The sequence below is a fragment of the Variovorax sp. V118 genome, from assembly GCF_041154445.1.
Taxonomy (GTDB): Bacteria; Pseudomonadota; Gammaproteobacteria; order Burkholderiales; family Burkholderiaceae_C; genus Variovorax; species Variovorax boronicumulans.
On record NZ_AP028663.1, the window covers coordinates 1,613,221 to 1,636,796 of the forward strand.

The 23,576-nt window shown below is 64.7% G+C and carries 17 protein-coding genes; 12 read left to right on the forward strand and 5 right to left on the reverse strand.

The genetic code is table 11. The features are described 5' to 3' along the window. Position 1: 1 nt before the first annotated feature. Genes ACAM52_RS07315 through ACAM52_RS07340 form a run of 6 tightly spaced genes read left to right on the forward strand, consistent with a single transcriptional unit; the run spans position 2 to position 5,413 of the window. On the forward strand, positions 2-469 hold the full coding sequence (locus tag ACAM52_RS07315; protein ID WP_369646577.1) for a TadE/TadG family type IV pilus assembly protein: 468 nt from the start codon (positions 2-4) through the stop codon (positions 467-469). Then, a complete protein-coding gene (locus tag ACAM52_RS07320; protein WP_369646578.1) occupies positions 466-894 on the forward strand; it encodes a TadE/TadG family type IV pilus assembly protein in 429 nt (142 codons plus the stop codon). The genes ACAM52_RS07315 and ACAM52_RS07320 overlap by 4 nt, the downstream gene beginning before the upstream one ends. Positions 895-913: 19 nt before the next feature. Next, on the forward strand, positions 914-2,065 hold the full coding sequence (locus tag ACAM52_RS07325) for a CpaE family protein (protein ID WP_369646579.1): 1,152 nt from the start codon (positions 914-916) through the stop codon (positions 2,063-2,065). A 42-nt stretch (positions 2,066-2,107) separates the two neighbouring features. Continuing rightward, positions 2,108-3,487: a CpaF family protein gene (locus ACAM52_RS07330; protein WP_369646580.1), complete on the forward strand. Its 1,380-nt coding sequence runs from the start codon at positions 2,108-2,110 to the stop codon at positions 3,485-3,487. 9 nt (positions 3,488-3,496) lie between these two features. Further along, complete coding sequence (locus ACAM52_RS07335) at positions 3,497-4,486, forward strand: type II secretion system F family protein (RefSeq protein WP_369646581.1); 990 nt, start codon at positions 3,497-3,499, stop codon at positions 4,484-4,486. A gap of 18 nt (positions 4,487-4,504) precedes the next feature. Further along, the gene (locus tag ACAM52_RS07340; RefSeq protein ID WP_369647706.1) at positions 4,505-5,413 is read left to right on the forward strand and encodes a type II secretion system F family protein; all 909 of its coding nucleotides are present in this window, start codon (positions 4,505-4,507) and stop codon (positions 5,411-5,413) included. Positions 5,414-5,458: 45 nt separating this feature from the next. On the opposite strand, the gene ACAM52_RS07345 is transcribed toward ACAM52_RS07340, so the two are convergent. The 5 genes from ACAM52_RS07345 to ACAM52_RS07365 all read right to left on the reverse strand — a co-directional run bounded on the left by ACAM52_RS07345 (position 5,459) and on the right by ACAM52_RS07365 (position 9,765). Then, the gene (locus ACAM52_RS07345) at positions 5,459-6,154 is read right to left on the reverse strand and encodes a response regulator transcription factor (RefSeq protein WP_095745836.1); all 696 of its coding nucleotides are present in this window, start codon (positions 6,152-6,154) and stop codon (positions 5,459-5,461) included. A gap of 32 nt (positions 6,155-6,186) precedes the next feature. Then, entirely contained in the window at positions 6,187-7,875 is a 1,689-nt protein-coding gene (locus tag ACAM52_RS07350) for a sensor histidine kinase (protein WP_369646582.1), read from the reverse strand. 347 nt (positions 7,876-8,222) lie between these two features. Further along, positions 8,223-9,374 carry a calcium:proton antiporter gene (locus ACAM52_RS07355; RefSeq protein WP_062474173.1) on the reverse strand — a complete coding sequence of 384 codons (1,152 nt, stop codon included), beginning with the start codon at positions 9,372-9,374 and terminating at the stop codon, positions 8,223-8,225. Between the two features lie 8 nt (positions 9,375-9,382). After that, positions 9,383-9,565, reverse strand: coding sequence for a hypothetical protein (locus tag ACAM52_RS07360; protein WP_159276280.1), 183 nt, complete (start codon positions 9,563-9,565; stop codon positions 9,383-9,385). Next, positions 9,562-9,765, reverse strand: a complete 204-nt coding sequence (locus ACAM52_RS07365; RefSeq protein WP_369646583.1) for a hypothetical protein — start codon at positions 9,763-9,765, stop codon at positions 9,562-9,564. Before ACAM52_RS07365 ends, ACAM52_RS07360 begins: the two co-directional genes overlap by 4 nt. A 986-nt stretch (positions 9,766-10,751) precedes the next feature. Here ACAM52_RS07365 and ACAM52_RS07370 point away from each other — a divergent pair. The 6 genes from ACAM52_RS07370 (at position 10,752) to ACAM52_RS07395 (ending at position 23,390) form a co-directional block, all read left to right on the forward strand. Beyond that, complete coding sequence (locus tag ACAM52_RS07370; RefSeq protein ID WP_369646584.1) at positions 10,752-13,271, forward strand: type VI secretion system Vgr family protein; 2,520 nt, start codon at positions 10,752-10,754, stop codon at positions 13,269-13,271. A gap of 68 nt (positions 13,272-13,339) precedes the next feature. Continuing rightward, positions 13,340-14,383 (forward strand): DUF4123 domain-containing protein, encoded by a 1,044-nt coding sequence (locus ACAM52_RS07375; RefSeq protein ID WP_369646585.1) that lies wholly within the window; start codon positions 13,340-13,342, stop codon positions 14,381-14,383. 3 nt (positions 14,384-14,386) lie between these two features. Next, positions 14,387-17,683 carry a metallophosphoesterase gene (locus ACAM52_RS07380; RefSeq protein ID WP_369646586.1) on the forward strand — a complete coding sequence of 1,099 codons (3,297 nt, stop codon included), beginning with the start codon at positions 14,387-14,389 and terminating at the stop codon, positions 17,681-17,683. An 86-nt stretch (positions 17,684-17,769) separates the two neighbouring features. Further along, on the forward strand, positions 17,770-18,978 hold the full coding sequence (locus ACAM52_RS07385; RefSeq protein ID WP_369646587.1) for a hypothetical protein: 1,209 nt from the start codon (positions 17,770-17,772) through the stop codon (positions 18,976-18,978). Positions 18,979-18,996: 18 nt separating this feature from the next. Beyond that, positions 18,997-20,298, forward strand: a complete 1,302-nt coding sequence (locus tag ACAM52_RS07390; protein ID WP_369646588.1) for a hypothetical protein — start codon at positions 18,997-18,999, stop codon at positions 20,296-20,298. Between the two features lie 89 nt (positions 20,299-20,387). Beyond that, positions 20,388-23,390 (forward strand): type VI secretion system Vgr family protein, encoded by a 3,003-nt coding sequence (locus tag ACAM52_RS07395; protein ID WP_369646589.1) that lies wholly within the window; start codon positions 20,388-20,390, stop codon positions 23,388-23,390. The last annotated feature ends 186 nt before the right edge of the window (positions 23,391-23,576 follow it).

Here is a 23,576-nt window from a genome sequence, read left to right on the forward strand (position 1 = left end):
CATGACGACGAAGAAGACCTCTTTTCGCCGGCAACGCGGCGCCGCGCTGATCGAGCTGGCGCTGATCATGCCGCTGCTGCTGCTGCTCACCTTCATCACCACCGAGTTCGGGCGCGCCATGTACGAATACAACACGCTCACCAAGTCGGCCCGTGACGCGGTGCGCTATCTCTCGGTGCAGACGCCCGGCACCAAGATCGCCGAGGCGCGCAACCTGCTCGTGTTCGGAAACACCGCCGACACCGGCGTGCCATTGGCGCGCGGCCTGAGCCTGGCGAACGTGCCGGCCGACACCTGCTGCACCTGGCAATCGGCGGGGGCGGACCCGATCATCAACACGGTCACGGTGCGCATCAGCGGCTACACCTTCCACTCGCTGTTTCCGTCGGTGTTCGGCGTGCAGTTCGCCGACGCCAGCGGCAACATCGTCTTCAGCAACATCACCGCCACCATGAGGGCGCCATCATGAGACACCAAGTCAAGGGAGCGACCACCCTCGAGTTCGCGCTGGGTCTTCTGATCTTCCTGATGCTGGTGCTGGGCATCGTGGACTTCGCCCGCATGCTGTTCACCTGGAACGCGGCCAACGAGGCGACGCGTGCCGGCGCGCGCTATGCCGTGGTGTGCGACGACACCACGCAGCAGGCCCTGGTGCTCGCCAGGATGCGGGCCTTGTTGCCGCAGGTGCAGACGGTGAGCGTGGCCTGGGTTCCCTCGGGCTGCACGGCGAGCACCTGCCAGGGTGTCACCGTGAGCATCACCGGCCTCAACTACCAATGGATCTCCCCGATCGTGGGGGCCGTCGCGCCGCTCATCCCGATGCCGGGGTTCTCCACCTTCCTTCCGCGCGAGGTCATGCGGCAAGACCCGCACAGCGCGGCCATCTGTTCCTGACAGCACACCGGACACGACCATGAAGATCGCCATCGTTTCCCCCAATCCGAACCACCTGCAGGACATGCGCAAGGTGCTGGAGCCGCGCGGCCATGCCGTGTCGCTCTTCGAAGGCGGCAAGAGCCGGATGCAGGCGGTCGTCGACAAGGTCGCACCCGACCTGCTGCTGGTCGACGGCATGTGCTGCGACCCGCAGGAACTCTCTCTGGTGGAGGCCCTGACGCTGCGGCATCCGGCGGTGGCGGTGGTGCTGCTGTGCGCGATGCAGACGCCCGAGTTCCTGATCCACGCGATGCGCGCCGGCGTGCGCGAGGTGCTGCCGTCGCCTGCCGACACTGCCGCGCTGGAGGCCGCGGTGGATCGCATCGCGATCAAGATGGCCGGTTCGCAGGCGCGCAGCCCCGGGCGGGTCGTGGCGTTCATGCCCTGCAAGGGCGGCAGCGGCGCGACCTTTCTCGCGACCAACGTCGCGCACCAGCTGTCGCGCGAGCGCTCGGTGCTGTTGATCGACCTGAACCTGCAGTTCGGCGATGCGCTGTCGTATGTGAGCGACCTGCGCCCGACCGCGACGATGGCCGACGTGGCGCGCGACATCGGACGCCTCGACGCCTCGCTGCTGGCGGCGAGCGTGGTGCGCGTGTCGCCGAGCTACAGCATCCTGCCCGCGCCCGAGGACCTGGCGCGCGCGATGGATGTCAAGGCTGAGCACATCGACGCCATCCTGCAGGTGGCGCTCGCGCAGTACGACTTCGTGATCTTCGACCTCGGCACGCGCATCGACACGCTCACGCTGCGCGTGCTCGACCGCGCGGAGCGCATCTTTCCCGTGATGCAGACCAGCCTGCCGCACATCCGCAACGTGACGCGCCTGATGCAGGTGTTCAAGTCGCTCGGCTACGCCACCGGCAAGGTCGAGCTGCTGGTGAACCGCAGCACCGGCGGCGGCGAGATCGGGCTGTCGGACATGCGCCGGTCGTTGCCCGGCGCGACGTTCACGACGGTGCCGGACGGCGGCAAGGACGTCGACGCCTCCATCAACCGCGGCGTGCCGCTGGCGGAGATGTCGCGCGGCAGCGCACTCGCCAAGCGCCTCGACGAGATCGCCCACACGCTCAGCCCGCGGCCGGAGGCGACGCCCGGCTTCATGGGGCGGCTGTTCCGCCGTGCCTGAGACAGGGCGGATTCCCATCAATACCCAGGCGGAGGTGCCAACATGTCATTCAGGGACCAACTCAATGCGATCGACAGCGATGCGGGCGCGCGGCCGGCGGGGCCGGCAGGGCCGGTCCTCGAGCTCACCACGTCGCCTTTCGCCTCTGACACCTACAAGCTGCTGAAGGAGCGCATGCACCTGAAGCTGCTGGACCGCTTCGACCTGGCGGCGCTCGAAACCCTCCAGCCCGACGCCCTGCGGCAGGAAATCTCGACCATGGTCGGGCGGCTGCTGCAGGAAGAGCCCGAGGCGCTCAACGACATCGAGCGGCGCACGCTGATCCGCGACATCCAGCACGAGATGCTGGGCTTCGGCCCCATCGAGCTGCTGATGGCCGACCCGACTGTGTCGGACATCCTAGTCAACTCGCCCACCAGCATCTACGTGGAGCGGCGCGGCCGGCTGGAGCTGACCAACGTGAGCTTCACCGACGAGAAGCACCTGCTGCGCATCATCGACAAGATCGTCTCGCTGGTGGGGCGCCGCATCGACGAGTCCAGTCCCATGGTCGATGCGCGGCTGCCCGACGGCTCACGGGTCAACGCCGTCATCGCACCGGTGGCGCTGGACGGGCCGATGATGTCGATCCGCCGTTTCGCGAAGATCCCGCTGCGCATGAACAACCTCGTGAACGATCTCAAGTCGCTCACGCCGCCGATGGCGCAGATGCTCGAGGGCCTGGCCCAGGCCAAGGTCAACATGCTGATCTCGGGCGGCACCGGGGCAGGGAAGACCACGCTGCTGAACATTCTCTCGGGCTTCATTCCGGAGTCCGAGCGCATCATCACCATCGAGGACGCGGCCGAGCTCCAGCTGCAGCAGCCGCACGTTGCGCGCATGGAGACGCGGCCGACGAACATCGAAGGCAAGGGCGAGATCACGCAGCGTGCGCTGGTGCGCAATGCGCTGCGCATGCGGCCCGACCGCATCGTGATCGGCGAGGTGCGCGGCGCCGAGGCGGTCGACATGCTGCAGGCCATGAACACCGGCCACGAAGGCTCGCTCACCACCATCCACGCCAACTCGCCGCGCGATGCGCTGGCCCGGCTGGAAAACATGATCGGCATGGCCAACCTGAACCTGCCCCACCGCACCGTGCGCCAGCAGATCGCCTCGGCGATCACGGTGGTGGTCCAGGTGCTGCGGCTGATCGACGGGCGGCGCAAGGTCACCAGCATCCAGGAGATCACCGGCATGGAGGGCGAGATCGTCACCATGCAGGAGATCTTCACCTTCCACCAGACGGGCATGGGCCCCGACGGCCAGGTGCGCGGTCATTTCCACGCGACCGGCGTGCGGCCGAAGTTCATGGAGCGGCTGCACGCGTACGGCGTGGACCTGCCCGACAGCATCTTCGATCCCGAGAAGCACTACGAATAGGAGCGCGCCATGTTCGACAACCTGGGTGGTGACACGCTGATCACGGTCACGGTGCTGGTCTTCGTGACCGCGCTGCTCATGATCGAGGGGCTCTACCTGCTGTGGCGGTCCTACAAGGGGCCCGACGCACGCAAGATCGAGAAACGGCTGCAGGCGATGTCCGCCGCGGTCGACCGCACGCCGCAGGCCCATCTCGCCAAGGCACGCATGCTCAGCGACGTGCCGTGGATGCAGCGCCAGTTGCTGGCGCTGCCTCGGGCGCACCGGCTGGACCGCTTCATCCTGCAGGCGGGGCTGGAGTGGACGGTGTCCAGCTTTCTGCTGGCCTGCGGTGCGCTCGGCGTGTTCGCGTTCTTCGCCGTGTGGCTGGCGCACCAGCCCGTGTGGCTGGCGCTGCTGGCCGGGGCCGTGGCGGCGGTGCTTCCCGTGCTGTACCTGCAGCTTCAGCGCAGCCGCCGGCTGGAGCGTCTGGAGAAGCAGCTGCCGGACGCGCTGGACCTCGTGACGCGCGCGCTGCGCGCGGGCCATTCCTTTGCCAGCGGCGTGCAGATGATCGGCGAGGAAATGCCCGACCCGATCGCCACCGAGTTCCGCCTGGTGGCCGACGAAGTGAATTTCGGCGTCTCGCTGCAGCAGGCGCTGACCAACCTCAGCGAGCGAGTGCCGCTCACCGACCTGCGCTACTTCGTGGTGTCGGTGCTGATCCAGCGCGATTCGGGCGGCAACCTGACCGAGGTGCTGGGCAACCTGAGCCGGCTCATCCGCGCGCGCTTCAAGCTGCTCGCGCGGGTGCGGGTGCTGTCGTCCGAAGGGCGGCTGTCGGCCTGGATCCTGGGCCTCATGCCGTTCGCCCTGGCGGCGCTCATGAACGTCTTCAATCCCGATTTCATGGCGCCGCTGTGGACCGACCCGATCGGCCAGACGGTGCTGCGCTACATGCTGGTGCTGATGCTGGTGGGCATCGTGCTGCTGCGCAAGATCGTGAAGATTCACGTCTGAAGGAGAAGCGTCATGGCCATGTTGTTCCCCATCCTGGTTTTTCTGTCCGTGTCGCTGACGGTCATCGGCCTGGCGGTGTGGTTCTCCCCGACGCGCACCGCGCAGCGGCTGCAGGCGGTGGCGCTGCCTTCAGGCAAGTCGGCCTGGACCGAGACGGCCGTCAAGCTCGTCGGCCCGTTCGCGCAGCTGTCGTCCCCGACCGGCGATGCCGACCTGTCGCCGCTGCGCGTGCGCTTTCTGAACGCCGGCATCCGACACCCGGATGCGTACCTCATCTACTTCGGCCTGAAGACGCTGCTGCCGCTGGGCTTCGCGGCCGTCGCGTTCCTCATGCTGCGCGCGGCGGGTTCGGCGGGTGGCATGACGATGCTGCTGTGGCTCGCGCTGGCGGCGCTGGCCGGCTGTTACCTGCCCAACGCGCTGCTGTACCTGCGCATCCGCGCGCGACGCCGCGAGATCTTCGAGAACTTTCCCGATGCCGCCGACCTCATGCTGGTGTGCGTGGAGGCGGGGCTCGGACTGGATGCCGGGCTGGTCAAGGTCACCGAGGAAATCCAGATCAAGAGCCAGGCGCTCGCGCAGGAGCTGCACTGGACCAACCTGGAAATGCGCGCCGGCGGCACGCGCGAGAAGTCGCTGCGCAACCTGGCGCTGCGCACCGGCGTGGAAGAAATAGGCACCTTCGCCACCATGCTGACCCAGGCGGACCGCTTCGGCACCAGCATCGGGGAGTCGCTGCGCGTGTTTTCGGACGACCTGCGCCACAAGCGCCAGGTGCGCGCCGAGGAGCTGGCGGCGAAGGTGCCGACCAAGATGCTGCTGCCGCTGGTGCTGTGCATCTTCCCGTGCATCTCGCTCGTGATCCTCACGCCGGCGGCGATCCGCGTGATCCGGATGATCGGGCCGATGCTGGCCGGGCATCAGTGAGGAGGTGACCGGGCCGGAAGGCCGGCCGGGCGCCGCTGCCGCGGATCAGGCCGCCAGCGTGTCGAGCTGGTGCTTGATCGCGTAGATGTACAGCTCGAGCCGGTTCGTGACGCCCAGCTTCTGGTAGATCGCGCACAGGTGATTGCGCAGCGTGTGCTCGGTGACGAAGGCGCGCTCGGCGAGCGCCTTGTTGGAGGCGCCGCAGCCCGTCGCGACGATGCGGATGATCTCGCGCTCCTTGTGCGTCAGCGTGGCCTGGCGCGCCGTGTCGGGGTCGGCCTTCGGCGGCTTCCTGGCCGACGTGAGTTCGGAGAAGACGCGGCCCATGGTCTGCGCGTCGACGCACAGCTCGCCACGGAACACGCGCTCGATGGCGTCGAGCAGCTGCTGCGCCGAGGCGTCCTTGCCCACCACGCCGCGCGCGCCGCGCAGTATGGCCAGGTCGAGCGTGCGTTGTTCTTTCTCGGCCGTCAGCACCATCACGCGCGACACCTCGTTGGTCAGCAGCCGGGGCAGGATGTCCAGCGCGCTGTGGCCGTCCAGGTCGAGGTCGAGCACGATGACGTCGGGTGCGAGGCTTTGCGCCGTGGCCACTGCTTCGTCGCAACAGCTGGCCGTGCCGACCACCTTCATGCGCGGCTGTTCGCCGTCGATCAGCTTCGACAGGCCCCACAGCATGGTCTTGTGGTCGTCCACGAGCAGCACGGCAATGGGATGGTCGGGATGGTCGAGGGTTTGCATGACGGACTCCTTCCTGTGTCTGCGGCGTACGGTCAGATCGGGATTTCGATCCGCACCGCCGTGCCGCCATTCGCGCATCGGTCGACATGCGCCTGGCCACCCAGGGCCGCGGCGCGCTCGGTGAGGGAGCGGGGGTGGAAGGCGGTGAAGCTTTCCTGGCAGGCGTCGTTCTCGATGCACAACGCCAGCTGGCCGTTCTTGCAGTCGATGCGCACGCTGCCGTGGCGCGCATGGGTGTGCTTGCAGATGTTGTTCAGCCCTTCGCTCACCATCTGCAGCAGCTCCGCGGTCACGCGGTCGTCCAGGTGCAGCGGGCCGTCGACGGCCATCACGATGTCGATGTCGATGCCGTACAGGCCCTTGATCCGCGCGGCCTGGCGTTCCAGGTGGGGCCGCACGAGCCCGCCGGGATCGTCGTTCGCACCGTGCCTGACTTCGCCGGCGTAGCGGCGCAGGTCGGCGATCACGCCGTCGGCCACGTCCGCGAGCTTGTCCAGGTCTTCGCGCAGCGGATTGTCGGCGGCGGCCCGCTTGCGCAGCGCGCACAGGCCCATGCGCAGGCCGATGTAGGGCTGGATGGCCGTGTCGTGCAGGTCGAGCGCGATCTTCAGGCGCTCCGTCGACGCGGCTTCGGAGGCCATGCGATCGAGCACCTCGATGGTCTCGATGACCGGGAAGATCTGTTCCATGAGGTGGGCGAGGAACAGCGCGTCGGACTTGCCCAGCCGCCCGTCGCGCGACGAGATGAACACCCGGCCTTCGCCCAGGCGCATCGGCAGCGGCGCGCTGATGAAGGCCCGCGCCTCCAGCAGGGCGGCGATGGTGGTGCAGTGCGCAGCGCCGGCTTCGTCGGCGCTGCGCCACGCGGTAGTGCCCGCTTCGAAGACACGGTGCTGCGCGCGCAGGTGGTTCAGCGGCCAGGGCAGGCGGCTGCTCAGCACGACGCTGTCGGGCGCCAGGGCCATGAGCGGCGATTCCGCGAGGCGGCCGATGGTCTCGATGCTCACCTGCTCGCAGGTGTCGTCCTCGCGCAGCGTGCGCAACAGCCAGGTGCCGGTGGCGAGGTCGCGCGTCAGCAGGATGCAATGGCTGGCCCGGAAGAAGGCCAGTGTGCGCTCCATCGTGCGGGCGATGGTGCGCCCGGCGCCGAAGCGCGGGTTCGACAGCTGGCTCACGTCGCCCAGCAGCGCCAGGCGCCGTTGCAGCGCCAGCTTGGAGCCGCCCCAGTACACGATCATGTGCCCGAGCGCCAGCAGGAAGGCGGTGCGCATCAGCAGCTGCGACGTGTCGCCCGTGCACGTGGCCAGCCCGCAGGCGGTGAATGAGGCGACCGAGGCGATCGTCACGCGGGCGCCTTCCTCGAAGCCCCAGCGGAACGAGGAGGTGAGGATGGCGAAGAAGTAGAAAAGGAAGAACAGGCTGTGGGTGCCGTCGGTCACCGCCACGATCAGCGTGAACCACAGCACGTCGGACCAGTGGATGGTCCGGCCCTGGAAGTAAGGGCGGCCCACCGCCGTGCAGACGTGGATCAGCAGGCTGTGAAGGATGTAACCGAGGAAGGCCAGCCAGACCGTGGCGGGAACCTGGTTGTGGCTATCGGCGGCGTCGACCGTGATCGCCAGCAGGGCCGAGATCGACAGCACGAGGCGCATGCGTCCCACCATGAGCGCATCCGCCGCCAGGCTGGCGTCGATGCTGGGGGCGGAGCCGCGCACTCGCATGGGGATGCATCCTGTGCATGGACCATGTCAGGCACCGCGACAGATCGCGGTACGGACGGGAGCGCTTGGCAGTGACAGTTTGGAATACATTTTTCTTGCCAGAGACCACAACGTGTGACGAGTTCACATTACTACTTTGGTGTTCAGATGCAATTGAAATCTTGTTCCATTAACATTTGGTAACTATATTTGCATTAGATTTCATGCGGATAAATGGGCCACTGCACGAGGGTGGCGAGAGGTCATGGCGCCGGCAGGGGAGGCCCCGGAGAGGGTGAGGTACCTCAACGGGGCGTCCGCCCGCCTTGGCAGAGGCGCAGGCCGCGGTGTAACCCGGTTGCGCGGCCTCAGGGCAGGAACAGCAGCATCCCGTACACCGCAAACAGCATCAGGTGCATGAGCCCCTGGATCGGCGAGGTGCGCTGCCCGTTGAAGCTCAGCAGGCTCAGCACCGCCGTCACCGCGAACAGCAGGGTTTCGGCGCCCGAGATGCCCATGAGCACCTGTTTGCCCGTGACCAGCCCGATGACCAGCACGGCCGGCACCGTGAGCCCGACGGTGGAGACGAAGGCGCCCAGGCACAGGTTGATGGCGCGCTGCATCTCGTTGTTCATCGCGGCGCGCACGGCGGTGATCGACTCGGGCGTGAACACGATGATGGCGATGAGCACGCCGCCCACCGCCGCGGGCGCGCCGGCCGCGGCAATGCCGTAGTCGGTGACCACCGCGAGGTAGTGCGCGAGCAGCACGATGGGCAGGATCATCGCGAGCAACAGCAGTGAGCGAACGACCACGGCGCGTTTGTCCAGGCGGGCGTGATCGGCCTGCGCGGCAGGCGAGGGTGCGGTCGCCCGCACCGACATCCGCCCCGGCGCCGGTTGGATGAAGAAGCGCTGGTGGCTGCGCATCTGCATCCAGAGAAACGCGCCGTACAGCACGGCCGTGAGCACCGACATGCCGATCGCCTGCACCGGCGTGAACTCGCCCGCGCCCGAGCTGTGGTTGGGCAGCACCAGCGCCGTGCCGGTCAGCAGCACGATCATCGACAGGTAGGCGCCGGCGCCCTGCGCGTTGTATTCCTGGTCGCCGTGGCGGGCTGCGCCCGCGATCAGGCAGATGCCGATGACGAGGTTCAGGATGATCATCATCACGGCGAAGATCGAGTCGCGCCCGATGGTCGGAAACTCGCCCGGGCCCAGCAGCACCGAGGCGATGAGGATCACCTCGATCGACACGATCGAGAGCGTCAGGATCAGCGTGCCGTACGGCTCGCCCAGCTGGTGCGCCAGGTGGTCCGCTTCGCGCACCACGCCGAACGAGGCGGCCAGGATCGTGACGAACAGCGCCAGGAAGACGCAGCCGGCCACGACGGGGCTGATCGGCGCAGCCAGCCAGCGGTCGCCGAAGGCCACGAAGAGCCCGACCACGAGCCAGGCGGCGGCGATCAGGGCCCAGGTGGCGGGCGGCACGAGGCGGGCGGGGGAGGATGTTGTTGTCATGCGCGTTGTCACTCCGACATCAAGAGGGAAGCCAGGGCCAGGAGGCCGCTGCCGGCGAGGCTCAGCCCGCTCGCGGTCCACAGGGCCTTCACGTCGCGCGGTTCGCAGCCTTCGCGGCGCGCATGCCAGGCAGCGTAGGCCAGCGCCACCGCCATGGTCAGCGCGGGCCAGTGCAGATCAAGACCGTTCATCGCGCGGCTCCCGATGCGGTGCACGCGCGCGGGCATTCGGCGCGGTAGGACAGCCGGGTCGCGCCCGTGCGCACGTGCAGGCGCACGGTGCCGAGCGTCAGCCGGAATGCATCCGGCACGGTGGCGCGAGCGCGAGGAAGGCGGAAACGGGAGAAGAAGCGTTGCGCGGCGAGGCGCCAGGAAGGGAGCAGTTCGGCCATGTCGAAACTTCGCGAGAAGTCAGGAAAGGGCCGTCCCTTGCAAGGTGGAGGTGCAAGACCGAGGTCGTCCTCGGCCCGGTTCGCGCAGGGCGCGCGAACGAAAAAATGATAGCAGGGAAATCGGAACTGGCGCCCTCAGCCCCCGCGTGCGCGCACCTGGGCCGCGTGCAGGAGGCGGGCGCTGTCCACCTTCTGCTTGGACAGGAGCCGCATCCTGTTGCAGTTGGAACAGCGGTACAGGCGCAGCCAGGGCAACAGGCGCATCCACCCTCTGCGCGGCTGGCGGTCCATGTCCTGAAGGTGGCAGGGGCAGGCGGAAACCGAATGAGTCGACGACATTTGTCAGAGTGACCATGCTGTCCAGATCCCACCCTGACCAAGCTCTGCGGCTCTTCGGCTACTGGGAATTGAAAGTATTCATTCTTACGACAAATGTAAACAAGCACACTCACCTGTTCTGGGTATTCGGTGGCCTTCCCCCGCGTGCTTGCCGGCGCGCCACTGGCAGCAGTTCGCATTGCAAAACGCGTTGAAAGTGTGGAGCGCCCCCCTTGCGCAACACGTTCTCGTGCGCATCGAGGTCGTGTACAGCTGTCGCTACCAACACGCCCCGCTTTTACAAATTCGGTGAATTAGAAAGTTTGAACTTTTGGCTCAATTTGTTTTTTCACTTCCATGAATTGCCACCGGGTTTATCTCACACCTCAACAAGGCGTCATTTAAATCGGAGGCAGCCCATTGCTCGATTGGAAAACGAATGGATTACTCGCAGTTCTCCAGCGAAAACTCCTCTGGCACGCGTGAGAAAATAGAGATCAAATAGGAAGGAAAATTAACCTTCACATGATCAGGTAGGGAGCGTGCCTGATGTATTTGGATGCAATTGCGAAAGGCGGTGATTGCGCGCCTTTCTTGAAAACAAGAATCAAAGGGGGAGTCCGCGTGAACCACATCGTGGCGAGATTGTTCTTGCACGGTCGCATCCGATGAGCGACGCGTCGAGCCGTCATCTCGCGGCGCTTGTCGCCGACCGGCAGTACGACCGGCTGCTGCGACTGTCGTTCCCCCAGGGTGGGGAGCCCGCAGGTGGCGACCTCGTGGTCAACACACTCTCTGCTTCGGAAGGCCTGTCGCGCGACTTCGATTTCACGGTCGGGCTCTTGAGCAGCAATGCCGATCTGGCACTCAAGGACCTGCAGGGCAAGATGCTTTGCGTCGAGCTGGTGCGCCCCGACGGAACGCTTCGCTATTTCACCGGCATCGTCTTCGAGTTCCGGCTCGTGCGCACGGACGGCAACCTGGCCTTCTATGAAGCCCGACTCGGCCCATGGGTGAAGTACCTGCGGCTGCGGGCGAACAATCGCCTCTTCCATCGCCAGACGTTGCGCGCGCAGACCGAGGCCATCTTCGGCGACTACGGAGTGCTACCCCGATGGGAGTGGCTCGTTCGCGGCGACGACGCACCTCACACGATGGCCGTTCAGGGCGGCGGGGCCGTTGGGGAGACTGACCACAACTACCTGCATCGGCGCTGGGAGGCGGCGGGCTACAGCTACTGGTACGAGCATTCGGCCGAGGGTCACACGCTGCACGTGTGCGACGACAGCACGCTTGCCAAGGCCGTGGACGGTTCGGTGCCGGAGATCCGGTTCCAGAACGAAGGTGGTGCGCAAGAAGAAGATGGCATCGGCCAGTGGAGTGCGGTGCGCGAGCTGGTCTCGGCGCAAGCGGCCGTCAGCGCCTTCGACTTCAAGAACGCGCGTCCGCAGCATGCCTCTATGCCCAGTAACAACCAGCAGGGGGATGTGCCTCACCTGGAGGTGCATGAGTACGGTGGCGCGCGTCACTTCAAGACGTCGCTCGAAGGCGAAGGTGTGGCACGTCGGCGCATCGGCGAGATCGAGGCGAAGGCCAAGCGCTTCGAGGCGCAGGGCAACAACCGCTTCGTGCTGCCCGGGCGCTGGTTCCGGCTGACCGACCACTTCGGACGCACGCAAGGCGAAAGCTCTGAAAGCGAATTCCTCGTCCTTTCGGTGGAGCATCGCGCGAGCAACAACTACCTGCAGGAGCCCTCCACCGCGGAGGGCAAACCCAAGGGGTCGCGGGCCGAGTACAGGAACAGTTTCGTCTGCAGCCGCCGCTTCGTCCCGTGGCGCCCCGGTCGCGGCTTCCACAGCGTGGAGCAGCGCGTGATGGCGCCGCAGACCGCGACCGTGGTGGGGCCGTCCGCCGAGGGCAGCATCCACACGGACGAGTACGGGCGCATCCGGGTGCAATTTCATTGGGACCGCGAAGGCCAGAGCGACGAACGCAGTTCCGCCTGGGTGCGCGTGATGAGTCCGTGGGCCGGCGGCGAGACCGGTGCCGTCTCCACGCCCCGCGTCGGCTCGGAAGTCATCGTGCAGTGCCTGGACGGCAACCCCGACCACCCCATCGTCATGGGGGTGGTCTACAACGCGCAGCGCATGCCGCCGTGGAAGCTGCCCGAGCAAAAGGCCCTGACCGGACTCAGAAGCCGTGAACTTGCAGGCACCAGTGGTAACGAGGCCGGCGGCAAGAGCAACCACCTGCTGCTGGACGACACCGAAGGCAAGATCCAGGCGCAGCTCAAGAGCGACCACGACAGCAGCTCCCTGAGCCTGGGGCACATCACGCGCATCGAAGACAACGCCGGGCGCAAGGACGCTCGGGGCCAGGGCTTCGAGCTGCGCACGGACGGTCATGGTGCGATCCGGGCCCAGGACGGGCTCCTGCTCAGCACCGAGGCGCGTGCCAACGCCCAGGCCCACATCACCGACATGGGCGAGACGGTGCAGCGCCTGACCCAGGGGCGGGAACTGCACGAGGGCTTGAGTGAAGCGGCGCGACAGGCCAAGGCGCAAGAGGCCGGCGACCAGGACGAGGTGACCCAAAGCCTGAAGGCGCAGAACGATGCGATCAAGGGTTCGGGCGGCGGCAACAAGGCCGAGGGCGAGTTCCCCGAACTCAACGAGCCGCATGTGGTGCTGGCCAGCCCTTCGGGGATCGAGGCCACCACGGGTGGCTCGATGCACCTGGTGAGCACCGAGCACCATGCGATCACCAGCGGGGCGCACACCAGCATTGCGGCGGGCAGGAGCTTGCTGGTCAGTGCCAAGGACGCGGTGCGCATCGCAGCCTTCGAGAAAGGCATGCGGCTCATCGCCGCCAATTCCGACATCGACATCCAGGCCCTGAAGGACAACATCAACATCCTGGCCAAACTGGACGTCAAGGCCGAAGCCAACAAGATCACGATCACGGCCAAGGAAGAAGTGATCATCAACGGCGGTGCCAGCTACACCCATTGGAACGGAGCAGGCATCGAGAACGGCACCAAGGGCATCTGGCGCGAGCACGCGGCTTCCCACATCACGACGGGCCCTAAAAACCTGCCGGTGCCGGAGATGCGTTTACCTCAAGCCGTGTGCAAAGAGTGCATGGCAAAGGCTGCAGCGCGCGCTGCCGCAGTGGCACCTCGGCAGTGACCGTGTCAGCGTATCCAACCCAACAAGCGACGCCGGTCGACGGCGGTCTGCAGCCGCACGAGCCCGCGGTGTTCAACAAGGAGGTCGCGCAGACACTGGTGCATGACATGGGTGTGCTGCTGGCCTGCAGTGCGAGCATGCCGCGCTATGCGTTGGTCGAACTCGGCCAGTGCGAGATGGCCGATCGCGGGGCCATTGCCCTCGGTGTCCAAACGCATGGGCTGGAGGTGGAGCGCTTGTTCGAAGGCACGCCCGAATCCGAACTGGCCGATCAGGGGCCATGGCTGATCCGGTTTCCGGTACAGCCTGCGGGCACTCTGCTGGAGACGCTGGCCCTGCATGCGGGCGTTCATCATGCGTTGAGCATGGTGGCCTCACCCCTGGCGTTGGGCGATCTGGCGAACCACATGAGAAGCTGGATGGAAGGCCTGATTCCGCCGGACCCGATGATCGAAGGCGACGAATCCTGCAGTGCCGTGCTGCGTTGGTTTGACCCACGCATCGGGCTGGACATGCCCGGCTGCTGGCCTGCAGCGGATCGCCAGCAATTCATGGAGGCATTTCGTTGGTGGGCCGCCTGGCGTGCCGATTTCTCACCGCGCTTGATGCAGGGGCCCAGTTTCAACAGGGCAGCCCCACGCGCCGAGCCGCTGCCGCTTGACCAGACGCTGCTGCTGGCACTCGACCAACTCAACACGGCAGAAACCATGCTCGCTTCCGTGCGTGAAAACGACATCGAGCCTGGTGAACTCGATCACATGGCGCCAGCGTTGCAACACCGCCTGGCGCATCAGTTGCGTGACGATGCCCGGCGTCTTGGCTTGGACGACTGGGCTGATCAATACATGCTGCTGGCCATGGGGTTGCGACTGCACCCCGACATTGCCGATGCACAGGCACTGCAACCCATCCTTGCCGCTGCGGCAACTGGCGAGCGAGGCCTCGGTGCCGCCATCGCGGACATCGACAACGCGGTGTGGCAAGACCTGGTCGAAGAGGCGCCGCAGGTGCTTGCGCTGCATTCGCACGCACTGCTCGAACCCCTGCGCCAACGACGTCTCGCTGCCGTGTCCGCACACCCCTTTCACATCCCGTGCACCGAAGTTCGCTGAATCATGGCCACCGTTCCCAACCTCGGCAGCAGCGCTGCCAACGCGCAATCCGCCAAAAATCGCATCCCGGGCGTTTGTGATTGCAGTGACCCGGTCGACAAATCAGCACTCATCCTCTATCCGAGCCTGGGGACGCCGTTGCTGCTCAAGGAAGGGCAGACCAAGTGCAGCATCTTCATCGTCGGCGAGTCGAGCTTGAAGGCGGCCTCGGGTGCAGGCGGCCTCATCCCCGCGCCTGCACCCAACCTGCATGTCTTCGTCGACCGGCATTTGCGGCTTTACTCCATCAAGGAGAAGGGCACCCAGACCGACACGACCACCGGCACGCTGTTTGGCGATGGCAATACCTGTGCAACGGCTCCGCAGCACATCAAGGCCTGGCGGGTCGGCCTCTTCGGAGCGGGGGTGCTCATCAAGGATCGCCATCGGCGGCCTTTTGCCACCATCGCACCGATGGCGGCCCAGGTCTACAAGGATCTGCAAGGCGGGGACATCTACGAGATCGAGATCGATCTGAAGGCCGCGCCGTTCCAGGGCATCAATTCGGGCAGCTTCATGAGCTTTGCCTGGATGGTCAAGCTCAACGACGCCGGCAAGCAGCTCCTGCCCAACGCCACGCACGCCGAGCCGCAGGACCTGATGATTGCCAAGTTCCTGCGCGAGCAATCCACCAAGGACCCTTTTCACTTCGCGAACCTCCACGAGTTCGACCTGTCCAAGGGCGCCCGCACCACGGCCAACCAGTTGCCGCCGCAAAAAACCGGTGCAGGCAAACGCCTGCAAAGCTGGCACCCCGTGAAGTACATGCCCGCGCGTCCGTTGAAGCTGGGCCACCTGTCCGACGTGCACGTGAATGTTCGCCATACCGCGATGGGCAAGAGCATGGCCCAGGTGCTCGAAGGCGATGTGGCCGACGTGAAATGGAACACGCCAGTCGGCACCAAGGTGTGCAACAGCTTCGATGCGCTGCGCGCGTTGTTCGAGAAGATGGCTTTGGGTGGCGACAAGATCGAGAAGGCCGATGCGGTGCTGCTCACCGGCGACCTGATCGATTTCAACCGCAACCTCAACCCGGCGCAGGTCGCTGCAGGAAAAGCGACGGGCAACAAGGCCATCGGCGAGCAATGGAAGAGCTTCAACCTGCTGGCGAACATCGATGACCCGGCCAACGGCAAGAGGCTGTACCCGCGCGGGCTGGACGACATGCTCGTGTTCAGCCTGGTCCGTGAGATGTACCGCAAGCACAGCCTGCCCATCTTCATGACCAGCGGCAACCATGAGGCGTACCAGGTGCCCTACGGCATCAGTGCGCGGGTGGAGGCCGGAGACATGGCCAACTGGGCATTCAAGCTCGGCGTGCTGGAAACCGCGGCCGACCCCGCGAAACGCAGCGAGATTGCCAGGGCCGCGGTCACTGGCAGTGGCGGTGCCTTGCGCGATCGAGCGGGGACCGTCGTCGACAAGGTATCTGGCTGGTTCAAATCAGCCACCGGCGTTTCTCCAAGCGAGGCGGCAGGTCGGGGCGTAGAAGGTGTCGAGCAGGTCGCCCGCGCTGCCGAGGACAGGCTGGGTGGCCTCAACGAAGGTCTCTCGAAGGCGCTCAAGACGGCACGCGGCACCCTGGACGGCAGCGAACTTGCAGAGCACCGCAAGCAGATCGAAGCGGCCAGCGACTGGACCCGCGGCAAAGCCAATGAAGGGATGAGTCGTGACCACAACATGACCATCTACGAAGCCTGCCTGGCATATGGTCCAACCTATGGGCAGGCTCTGACGGGATTCAATTTCCACAGTGGTCAGTTCGATTGGTTCTACGCGCTGTTCACGCCGTTGGCCGATGTGGTGGTCGCCTATGGCGCCCAGAGCGACGATGACAGTGCGGCAGGAACCCTCCAGGTCATTGCGCCGATGGGTTGGGGCACCGACGAAAACTTCAAGAATCTGGGCGAACTGGTCGATCCCGCCAAATTGCCACATATGGAGGACTTCGGTGGTGTTGACAGGCAAGGCGCGGGCATCTTGCCGCGCGCCACAGAGTCGTGGAGCACAGCGCAATTCGAGTTGCTCTCCCAGGCTCAAAAGTACAAGGCTGCCGGCAGCAAAACAAGCCTTACGGTAGCCAGCCACTTCACCATCGTGAGCTTTGATGAGCCACAGCCGTACAGTAATGTGAAGAAGAAGTTGGTCAAGGCGCGCTTGTGGCCGCACAACAGCGCTACCGGCCTGCCGGATGAGCCCGCGGGTTTCAACCACGTCAATGTGGGGACCTGCGAGCGAGGGCTTGCCCAATACTTTGAACACTACGTGCGCGCGGGCCGGCGCAGACCCAAGGGCGGTGCACAGGTCGACTGGCATTTGTCGGGCCACAGCCATCGCAGCGGCGTCTATCAGGTCGAGTGGCAAAGCGACGGGCCGGATACCAAGCCCTACATCCAGGTCGTATCGGCCACGGACCCGGGGATTCACAAGGTGCAGACCGTGCCCGCCGATACGCAGACGGCCCTGATCGTCAGCAGTTGCGGTGGTCCGATTGGCTATCAGAACCTGGATGGTGAGCTCAGCGCATGGACAGGGCGGCCACCTGCGGGCACCTTGCTGGAGCCGGCCACAGGCAAGATCAACCAGGTCAGTACGCGCCGCTGCCGCATCGAGGACGGCAAGGCATACAACGAGAAGCCAAGGCTGTGCGTGGCGCTGGACTACCTGCATGTGATGAGCGGCCTGCCGGCGAAGGGCAACATCGATAAGCCGCTCGAGTTTGGCGACATTCCTCCGTTCGCGATGGGCAACACGCAGATCCCGCTTCGACTGAGTCGACAGATGAAAAAGCTCAACTGCATCGTGAGCTTGACGCTGTGGGTGTTTGAGGGCGGAAAGGATTCCGAGAAGAACGACGTTCGCAAATGGCATCGCGTTGACACAAAGCTGGACACGCTTGGCTCTCCCGGCAACGCGACGGTCAGCAACGAAGGAATGGCGGCACTCTCAAGAGCCTTTGCAACAGGTGTCGTGGGCAAGCAGGCCGATTCGGCATTCCGGCGCATCCAGGCGACCTTTTGTGAGGTGGGGCTGCGAAAGCCTGAACCGATGAAAGCAGACGAAGACTGGGCCCTGCACATGCAATGCACCGATCCATGGGTTTTTCCGATCGCTGTGGTGAGCACGAACGCAGGGAGAACGATGGCCGGTCTTGGCCGTGTCGGAGGAGAGAAGGGGGAGGTGCCGGATTGGTATTTCCTGGCCGACCACTTCCCCGCCATGGGATATCCACCGCCGCTCGATGCAATCAGACCCAAGTGATCTCCTACTCAATGAATCGTCGATCCGCTCTGACTGCGCTTCCTGCGCTGTTCATTTCCTCAAGCCCACTCTTGACCGCTTGCAACATGGCTACGTCCAAAAAGAACATCCGCGAGTTTGGAAAGATCTTTCAGTACCTCAAGGACCCAGAGCTTCGAAAAAAGGAAATCGGAGACGCCTTACTCACCATTGAGGGCGCGGAGATCAGCGGTGAGAGTTTTCAGTACGTTGACTGGAATCACATCCTGTTCAAGAACTGCGACTTCGTCGGTGCGTATCAGATCAAGATTGGAAACTCCACGGACGTGCGGTATGAAGACTGTCGGTTCTCTGGCATCTTTGGGTACGGCAAAACCAACCGCGTTCACTTCTTGCGATGCGCATGGACGGACGGTTCCATAGGGTATGCCGGCGAAAAGAGCACGGCCCTTGTTTTTGAGTCTTGTCGGTTCGTTGGCACCAATCCCGATCGGAATCATTGGGGAGGCGTCGGCAGCGATGGCGAAGCGGAATTCATTGGCTGCACAGCAAAGTACTTTGTCATTGAAGGACACGCAAAGCTCACGCTTCGGCAATGCGAGTTTGAAGATATGAAGTGCACCCCCCGAAGCAAGGAGTCGGGCGGAGTCTTCGCTGACGTGTTGATTGAAGACTGCAAGCTGCGTGGCGACTTCAGCATGGTGCCCGCAGACTTCCAATCCCTCACCATCCGCGACACTCTCATCGAAGGCACTTTCAACATGACAAGCGCGACGGTCAACGGCGACATCCTGATGGAGCGAGTGACTGCCGGCGTGATCCTTGGCTACGTCAAGAAAGCCAAAAGTCTTACTGTGCGAGACAGCAAGATCACAGGTAACGGCATGGACGTATTCGAGGCCTTCGCAGGTGGGATCAGGGCCATCGCGATTGAGAGAACGATCTTCGGCGCAGGCTCGATACGAGGAGGTAACGGCACCGACGGGGTCACGATCGCAGGCGGATTTTCTCTTAAGGATCCGACCCGTACCTCGAACGTCAGTCAATCTATTTTGATTCGTGATAGCAAGATTCCCCAACTGCAATCTCAGCATCTCAATACTAAAAATCTTGTACTCAGGAAGGTGGAGATTGGGGAAGCTGATTTCACGAACACTCGCGCGGAGGTGTTGGAACTGGACGATGTGAGTTTCACAAAGTCCGTGAATATGAGCGGAGCTCAGATCAAGGAGTTCAAGCAAAGCGGGATGACCGACCTAAAGAGGTTAGGCCGCAGCTTGAAGCTGGAAGGCTCCAACATCAAGCTGCCACGTTGAGGCGCGAGAAGGCTGCGAATGTCCGATCAGCGCGGTGAGAACGAATGCAAGAAGAACGGTGTCCGATCTGGGGTGTGTCGGCGGGGCACGCTCGCACTGATCGCAGTCGCACTGATTGTTGTCGGCCCAGTGCTCTGCGGTCTCTGGATCGGGCACCGCCTCTACTACGGGCTCGGTGCCATCGGCGGGGTGCGCGGCGTGCAAATTCCCGACACCTACGATGGGCTGCTGTGGGCCGGCATGGCTGCCATCGCGTATGGCATTTGCCTCGGCGTCGTTGCGGCTCTCAACGTCAAGGCCAGGTGGGCGGCTGTCGCATTCGTTGCGGCCATCGCCTTGTTTCAGGCCTGGGGGATCGGCAACAAGCGGGCATCAGAGCAGTTCGCTGCAGAAAGACTCATGCAAGATGCAGTGGAAATCGCACCGTGGGAGGCTGCCTTTGAGCTGCAGACGTCGAAGATCCGCAAAGCAATCGATGCTGACGACCTCGGCGCACTGTCTGATGCCGGGCAAGCTTGCTTGTCCCTGTACAGCACCATACCGTCACACCTTCAGGGGCGGTTCCATTCAACCCAGTGCCGAGTGGAGGAAGGTCCTGGCGACCTGGCTTACACCGGCTTGCTCGGCGAAGCGTTCACTGCCAACGCATGGCGCGTGATGAACCACTACCTGACCCAGATCGAAGCGCAGGCGTCTGCGAGCGAGCGCCCATCCTGGGGGGGCGATTCACCTGACCTGGAGCAGCCCCACTGCGTGGTGCGGCTCGCGCAACGGGACGATCTCACGCCATGGCTGATGCCGCCGATCGACCAGAGCCGAGTCAATCAGTTGCGAGCCGTCGGTGCAGAGGAGGAGGCTCAGAAGCCCCTGCGGACGGAAATGCTTGACGTGCTCGCCAAGCATCGGGCCCCTCCCTTTCGGGTCGGAGAGGAGGCGCTTCAACATCTTTTTGTCTATGCCCTGAGCCAGCGTCGCATGGATGTTGCCCAGGCCATCCTGGAGCGGGCGAAAGGACGGTTCAAGTGGTGCGTGGGAGGAATGCGCGCCACAGATCTCGCCGCTGCGGTCGCGCCAAGAACAAGAGGGGATCCGATCTGGGCAAGGGGTGAGAGAGCGGTGTTCAGTGCCATCGCTGGCTGGCCCGAAGAGAAATGGCAGGAGGCGGCAAGTGATTACCTGCATGCTGTGAAAAGAACGGGTCAAGACGATGCTGCGTCAGGCAAGCAAAGCCTTGCCGAATGCCAGAAGGTGGCGGGGCGCATCGCAAGCACGAGGCCTGCGAAGAATCGAAGGGCCCTCGTCGCGAGCTGTGCGACCTGAGGCGTTGTGACGAGCATGGCAGATACCGGCAGGCCGCCACCCGATGGCGGTGGTCTTCAACCAGTTTTCTTGTGAGGGAGTAGAGCCAAATGGCCGAAGGTATCCAGAGCGGGGGGGCATTTCTCGACCGTCAGCACGACAGGCTGTTGCGCCTGTCGTTTCCCCAGGGCGGCGAACCTGCGGGTGCGCGGCTGGTCGTCAACCGGTTGGAGGCCAGCGAAGGCGTGTCGCGCGACTTCGAATACACGGCCGAGCTGCTCTCGAGCAATGCCGACCTGGCGCTCAAGGATCTGCAGGGAAAGATGCTGTGCATCGATCTCGTGCGTGCGGACGGCAGCCTGCGCCACTTCACCGGCATCGTCTTCGCCTTCCGTCTCGTCAAGACCGACGGCAACCTTGCCTTCTACGAAGCCCGGCTTGGTCCGTGGTTGAGATCCCTGCGCTTGCGCTCGAACAACCGCCTGTTCCACCGCCAGAACCTGCAAGAGCAGACCCAAGCGATCTTCAACGACTACGACACCCTGCCGCAATGGAAGTGGCAAGTCCGCAGCGAAGACCTCCCCATCACCATGGCCGCTCAAGGCGGAGGTGCCCAAGGCGAGAGCGACCACAACTATCTGCATCGGCGCTGGGAAGCCGCCGGCTACAGCTACTGGTACGAACATACGGCCCAAGGCCACACCCTCGTTCTCGCCGACGACACCACACTGGCCGAAGCCGTGGACGGGCCGACGCCCGACATCCGCTTCCAGCGCGAAGGTGGCGCCCAGGAAGAAGATGCTATCCACCAGTGGAGTGCTGCACGCACCCTCGTGTCCGGGCACACGGCCGTCAGCGCCTTCGACTTCAAGAACCCGCGAGCCCAGCACGCCGATACCCCCAGCGGCAACCAGCAAGGCGACGTCCCTCAGCTGGAAGTGCACGAATACGGCGGCCACCGGCACTTCAAGACCAGCCGCGAAGGCGATGCGCTTGCCAAGCGGCGCGTCGAAGAGATCGAAGCAGTTGCGAAGCACTTCGATGCGCGCGGCAACAACCGGCAAGTACTGCCCGGGCGCTACTTTCGCCTCACCGATCACTTCGGGCGCACGCAGGGCACAGGCCCCGAGAGCGAATTCCTGATCCTGGAGATCGAGCACAGCGCGAGCAACAACTACCTGCAAGGCGCAGGCGAGCTCGCCCAATACAGCAACCGCTTCAGCTGCAGCCGCCGCTTCGTTCCCTGGCGCCCCGGTCGCGGCTTTCACAGCGTGGAGCAGCGCGTGATGGCGCCGCAGACGGCGACCGTGGTGGGGCCGTCCGCCGAGGGCAGCATCCACACGGACGAGTACGGCCGTATCCGGGTGCAATTTCACTGGGACCGCGAAGGCCAGAGCGACGAACGCAGCTCCGCCTGGGTGCGTGTGATGAGCCCCTGGGCGGGTGGCGAGACCGGCGCCGTCTCCACGCCCCGCGTCGGCTCGGAAGTCATCGTGCAATGCCTGGACGGCAACCCCGACCACCCGATCGTCATGGGTGTGGTCTACAACGCGCAGCGCATGCCGCCGTGGAAGCTGCCCGAGCAAAAGGCCCTGACCGGACTCAGAAGCCGTGAACTCGCAGGCGCCAGCGGTAACGAGGCCGGCGGCAAGAGCAACCACCTGCTGCTGGACGACACCGAAGGCAAGATCCAGGCGCAGCTCAAGAGCGACCATGACAGCAGCTCCCTGAGCCTGGGGCACATCACGCGCATCGAAGACAACACCGGACGTAAGGACGCCCGAGGCCAGGGCTTCGAGCTGCGCACGGACGGCCACGGCGCCATCCGGGCCCAGGACGGGCTCCTGATCAGCACCGAGGCGCGCGCCAACGCGCAGGCCCACATCACCGACATGGGCGAGACGGTGCAGCGCCTGACCCAGGGACGGGAGCTGCACGAGGGCTTGAGCGAAGCGGCGCAACAGGCCAAGGCGCACGAGGCCGGCGACCAGGACGAGGTGACCCAAAGCCTGAAGGCGCAGAACGATGCGATCAAGGGTTCGGGCGGCGGCAACAAGGCCGAGGGCGAGTTCCCCGAACTCAACGAGCCGCATGTGGTGCTGGCCAGCCCTTCGGGGATCGAGGCCACCACGGGTGGTTCGATTCATCTGGTGAGCACCGAGCACCATGCGATCACCAGCGGGGCGCACACCAGCATTGCCGCGGGCAAGAGCCTGCTGGTCAGTGCCAAGGAAGCGGTGCGCATTGCAGCGTTCGAGAAAGGCATTCGCCTGGTGGCGGCAGCGGCGGACATCGACATCACTGCCCTCAAGAGTTGCATCAATGTCATCGCCAAGCTCGACATCAAAATGGAGGCCAATCGCATCACCATCACCGCCAAGGAAGAGGTGCTGGTCAATGGCGGCACCAGCTACACGCGCTGGAACGCGAGCGGCATCGAGAGCGGCACCAACGGCATCTGGCGCGAGCATGCGGCCGTGCATAGCCTGGTCGGCCCAAATAGCAAAGGGTCACCCAAGCTGCCGGAGCCGACACAGCTGCCGAAAGGGCAACTGGATCTGCACAACCACTACATCAAGAGCGATGGCACGCCGCGGCAGGCCGTGAAGCAGGGCGAGTACACCGTGGTGGATTCGGAAGGCGGTACCCACAGCGGCAACCTCGATGCCAAAGGCTTCGCGACGGTGTCGGGGCTGCCGATCGGCGGCGCCAAGATCACCTTCGGTCCGGATCCGCGCGATCCCTGGGACGAGGGCAGCTACTTCGGGCCACCGCACGAATGGCCACCCAAGCCGCTGGACGAGAAATCGACGACGAGCCCTGTGGGCGATGCAGGGGGCTTGCCTGCAGCGAACCTGCTGTCGGCCAAGGGCGTTCTGGGCGGAGCCAAGGGCGCGTTGGGACAGATCGGCCAGATGACCGGAACGGCGCAACAAGCCGTTGCGGCAGTCCAAGCCGTGCAGCAAGGCGGCGCGCAGGCATTGCTGGGACAAGTGGGGCAGTTGGCCTCTGGCGCAGCGACCAGGCTATTGGCAAGGCCGTTGGCGGCGCGCTTGGCCCGATGGGTGCGCCTGCAGCAGGCGTGGCCGGCAGTGTGGTGGCCGGTGGCATGAATGGCGGGCTGGCGGGTGCAGCTGCCGCGGCGCAGAGCGGCGTGAGCGGTGCGGTGGCGTCGGTCGTTCCCAAGCTGCCTGGCGCATTGCCCAGCCTGCCGCCCTTGGCGGCGCGAACCCTGCGACAGCCATCACCGGCAGAACGCCCGGCTTCGCAGGTTGACGGCGACACAGGCCCGCCGGTTG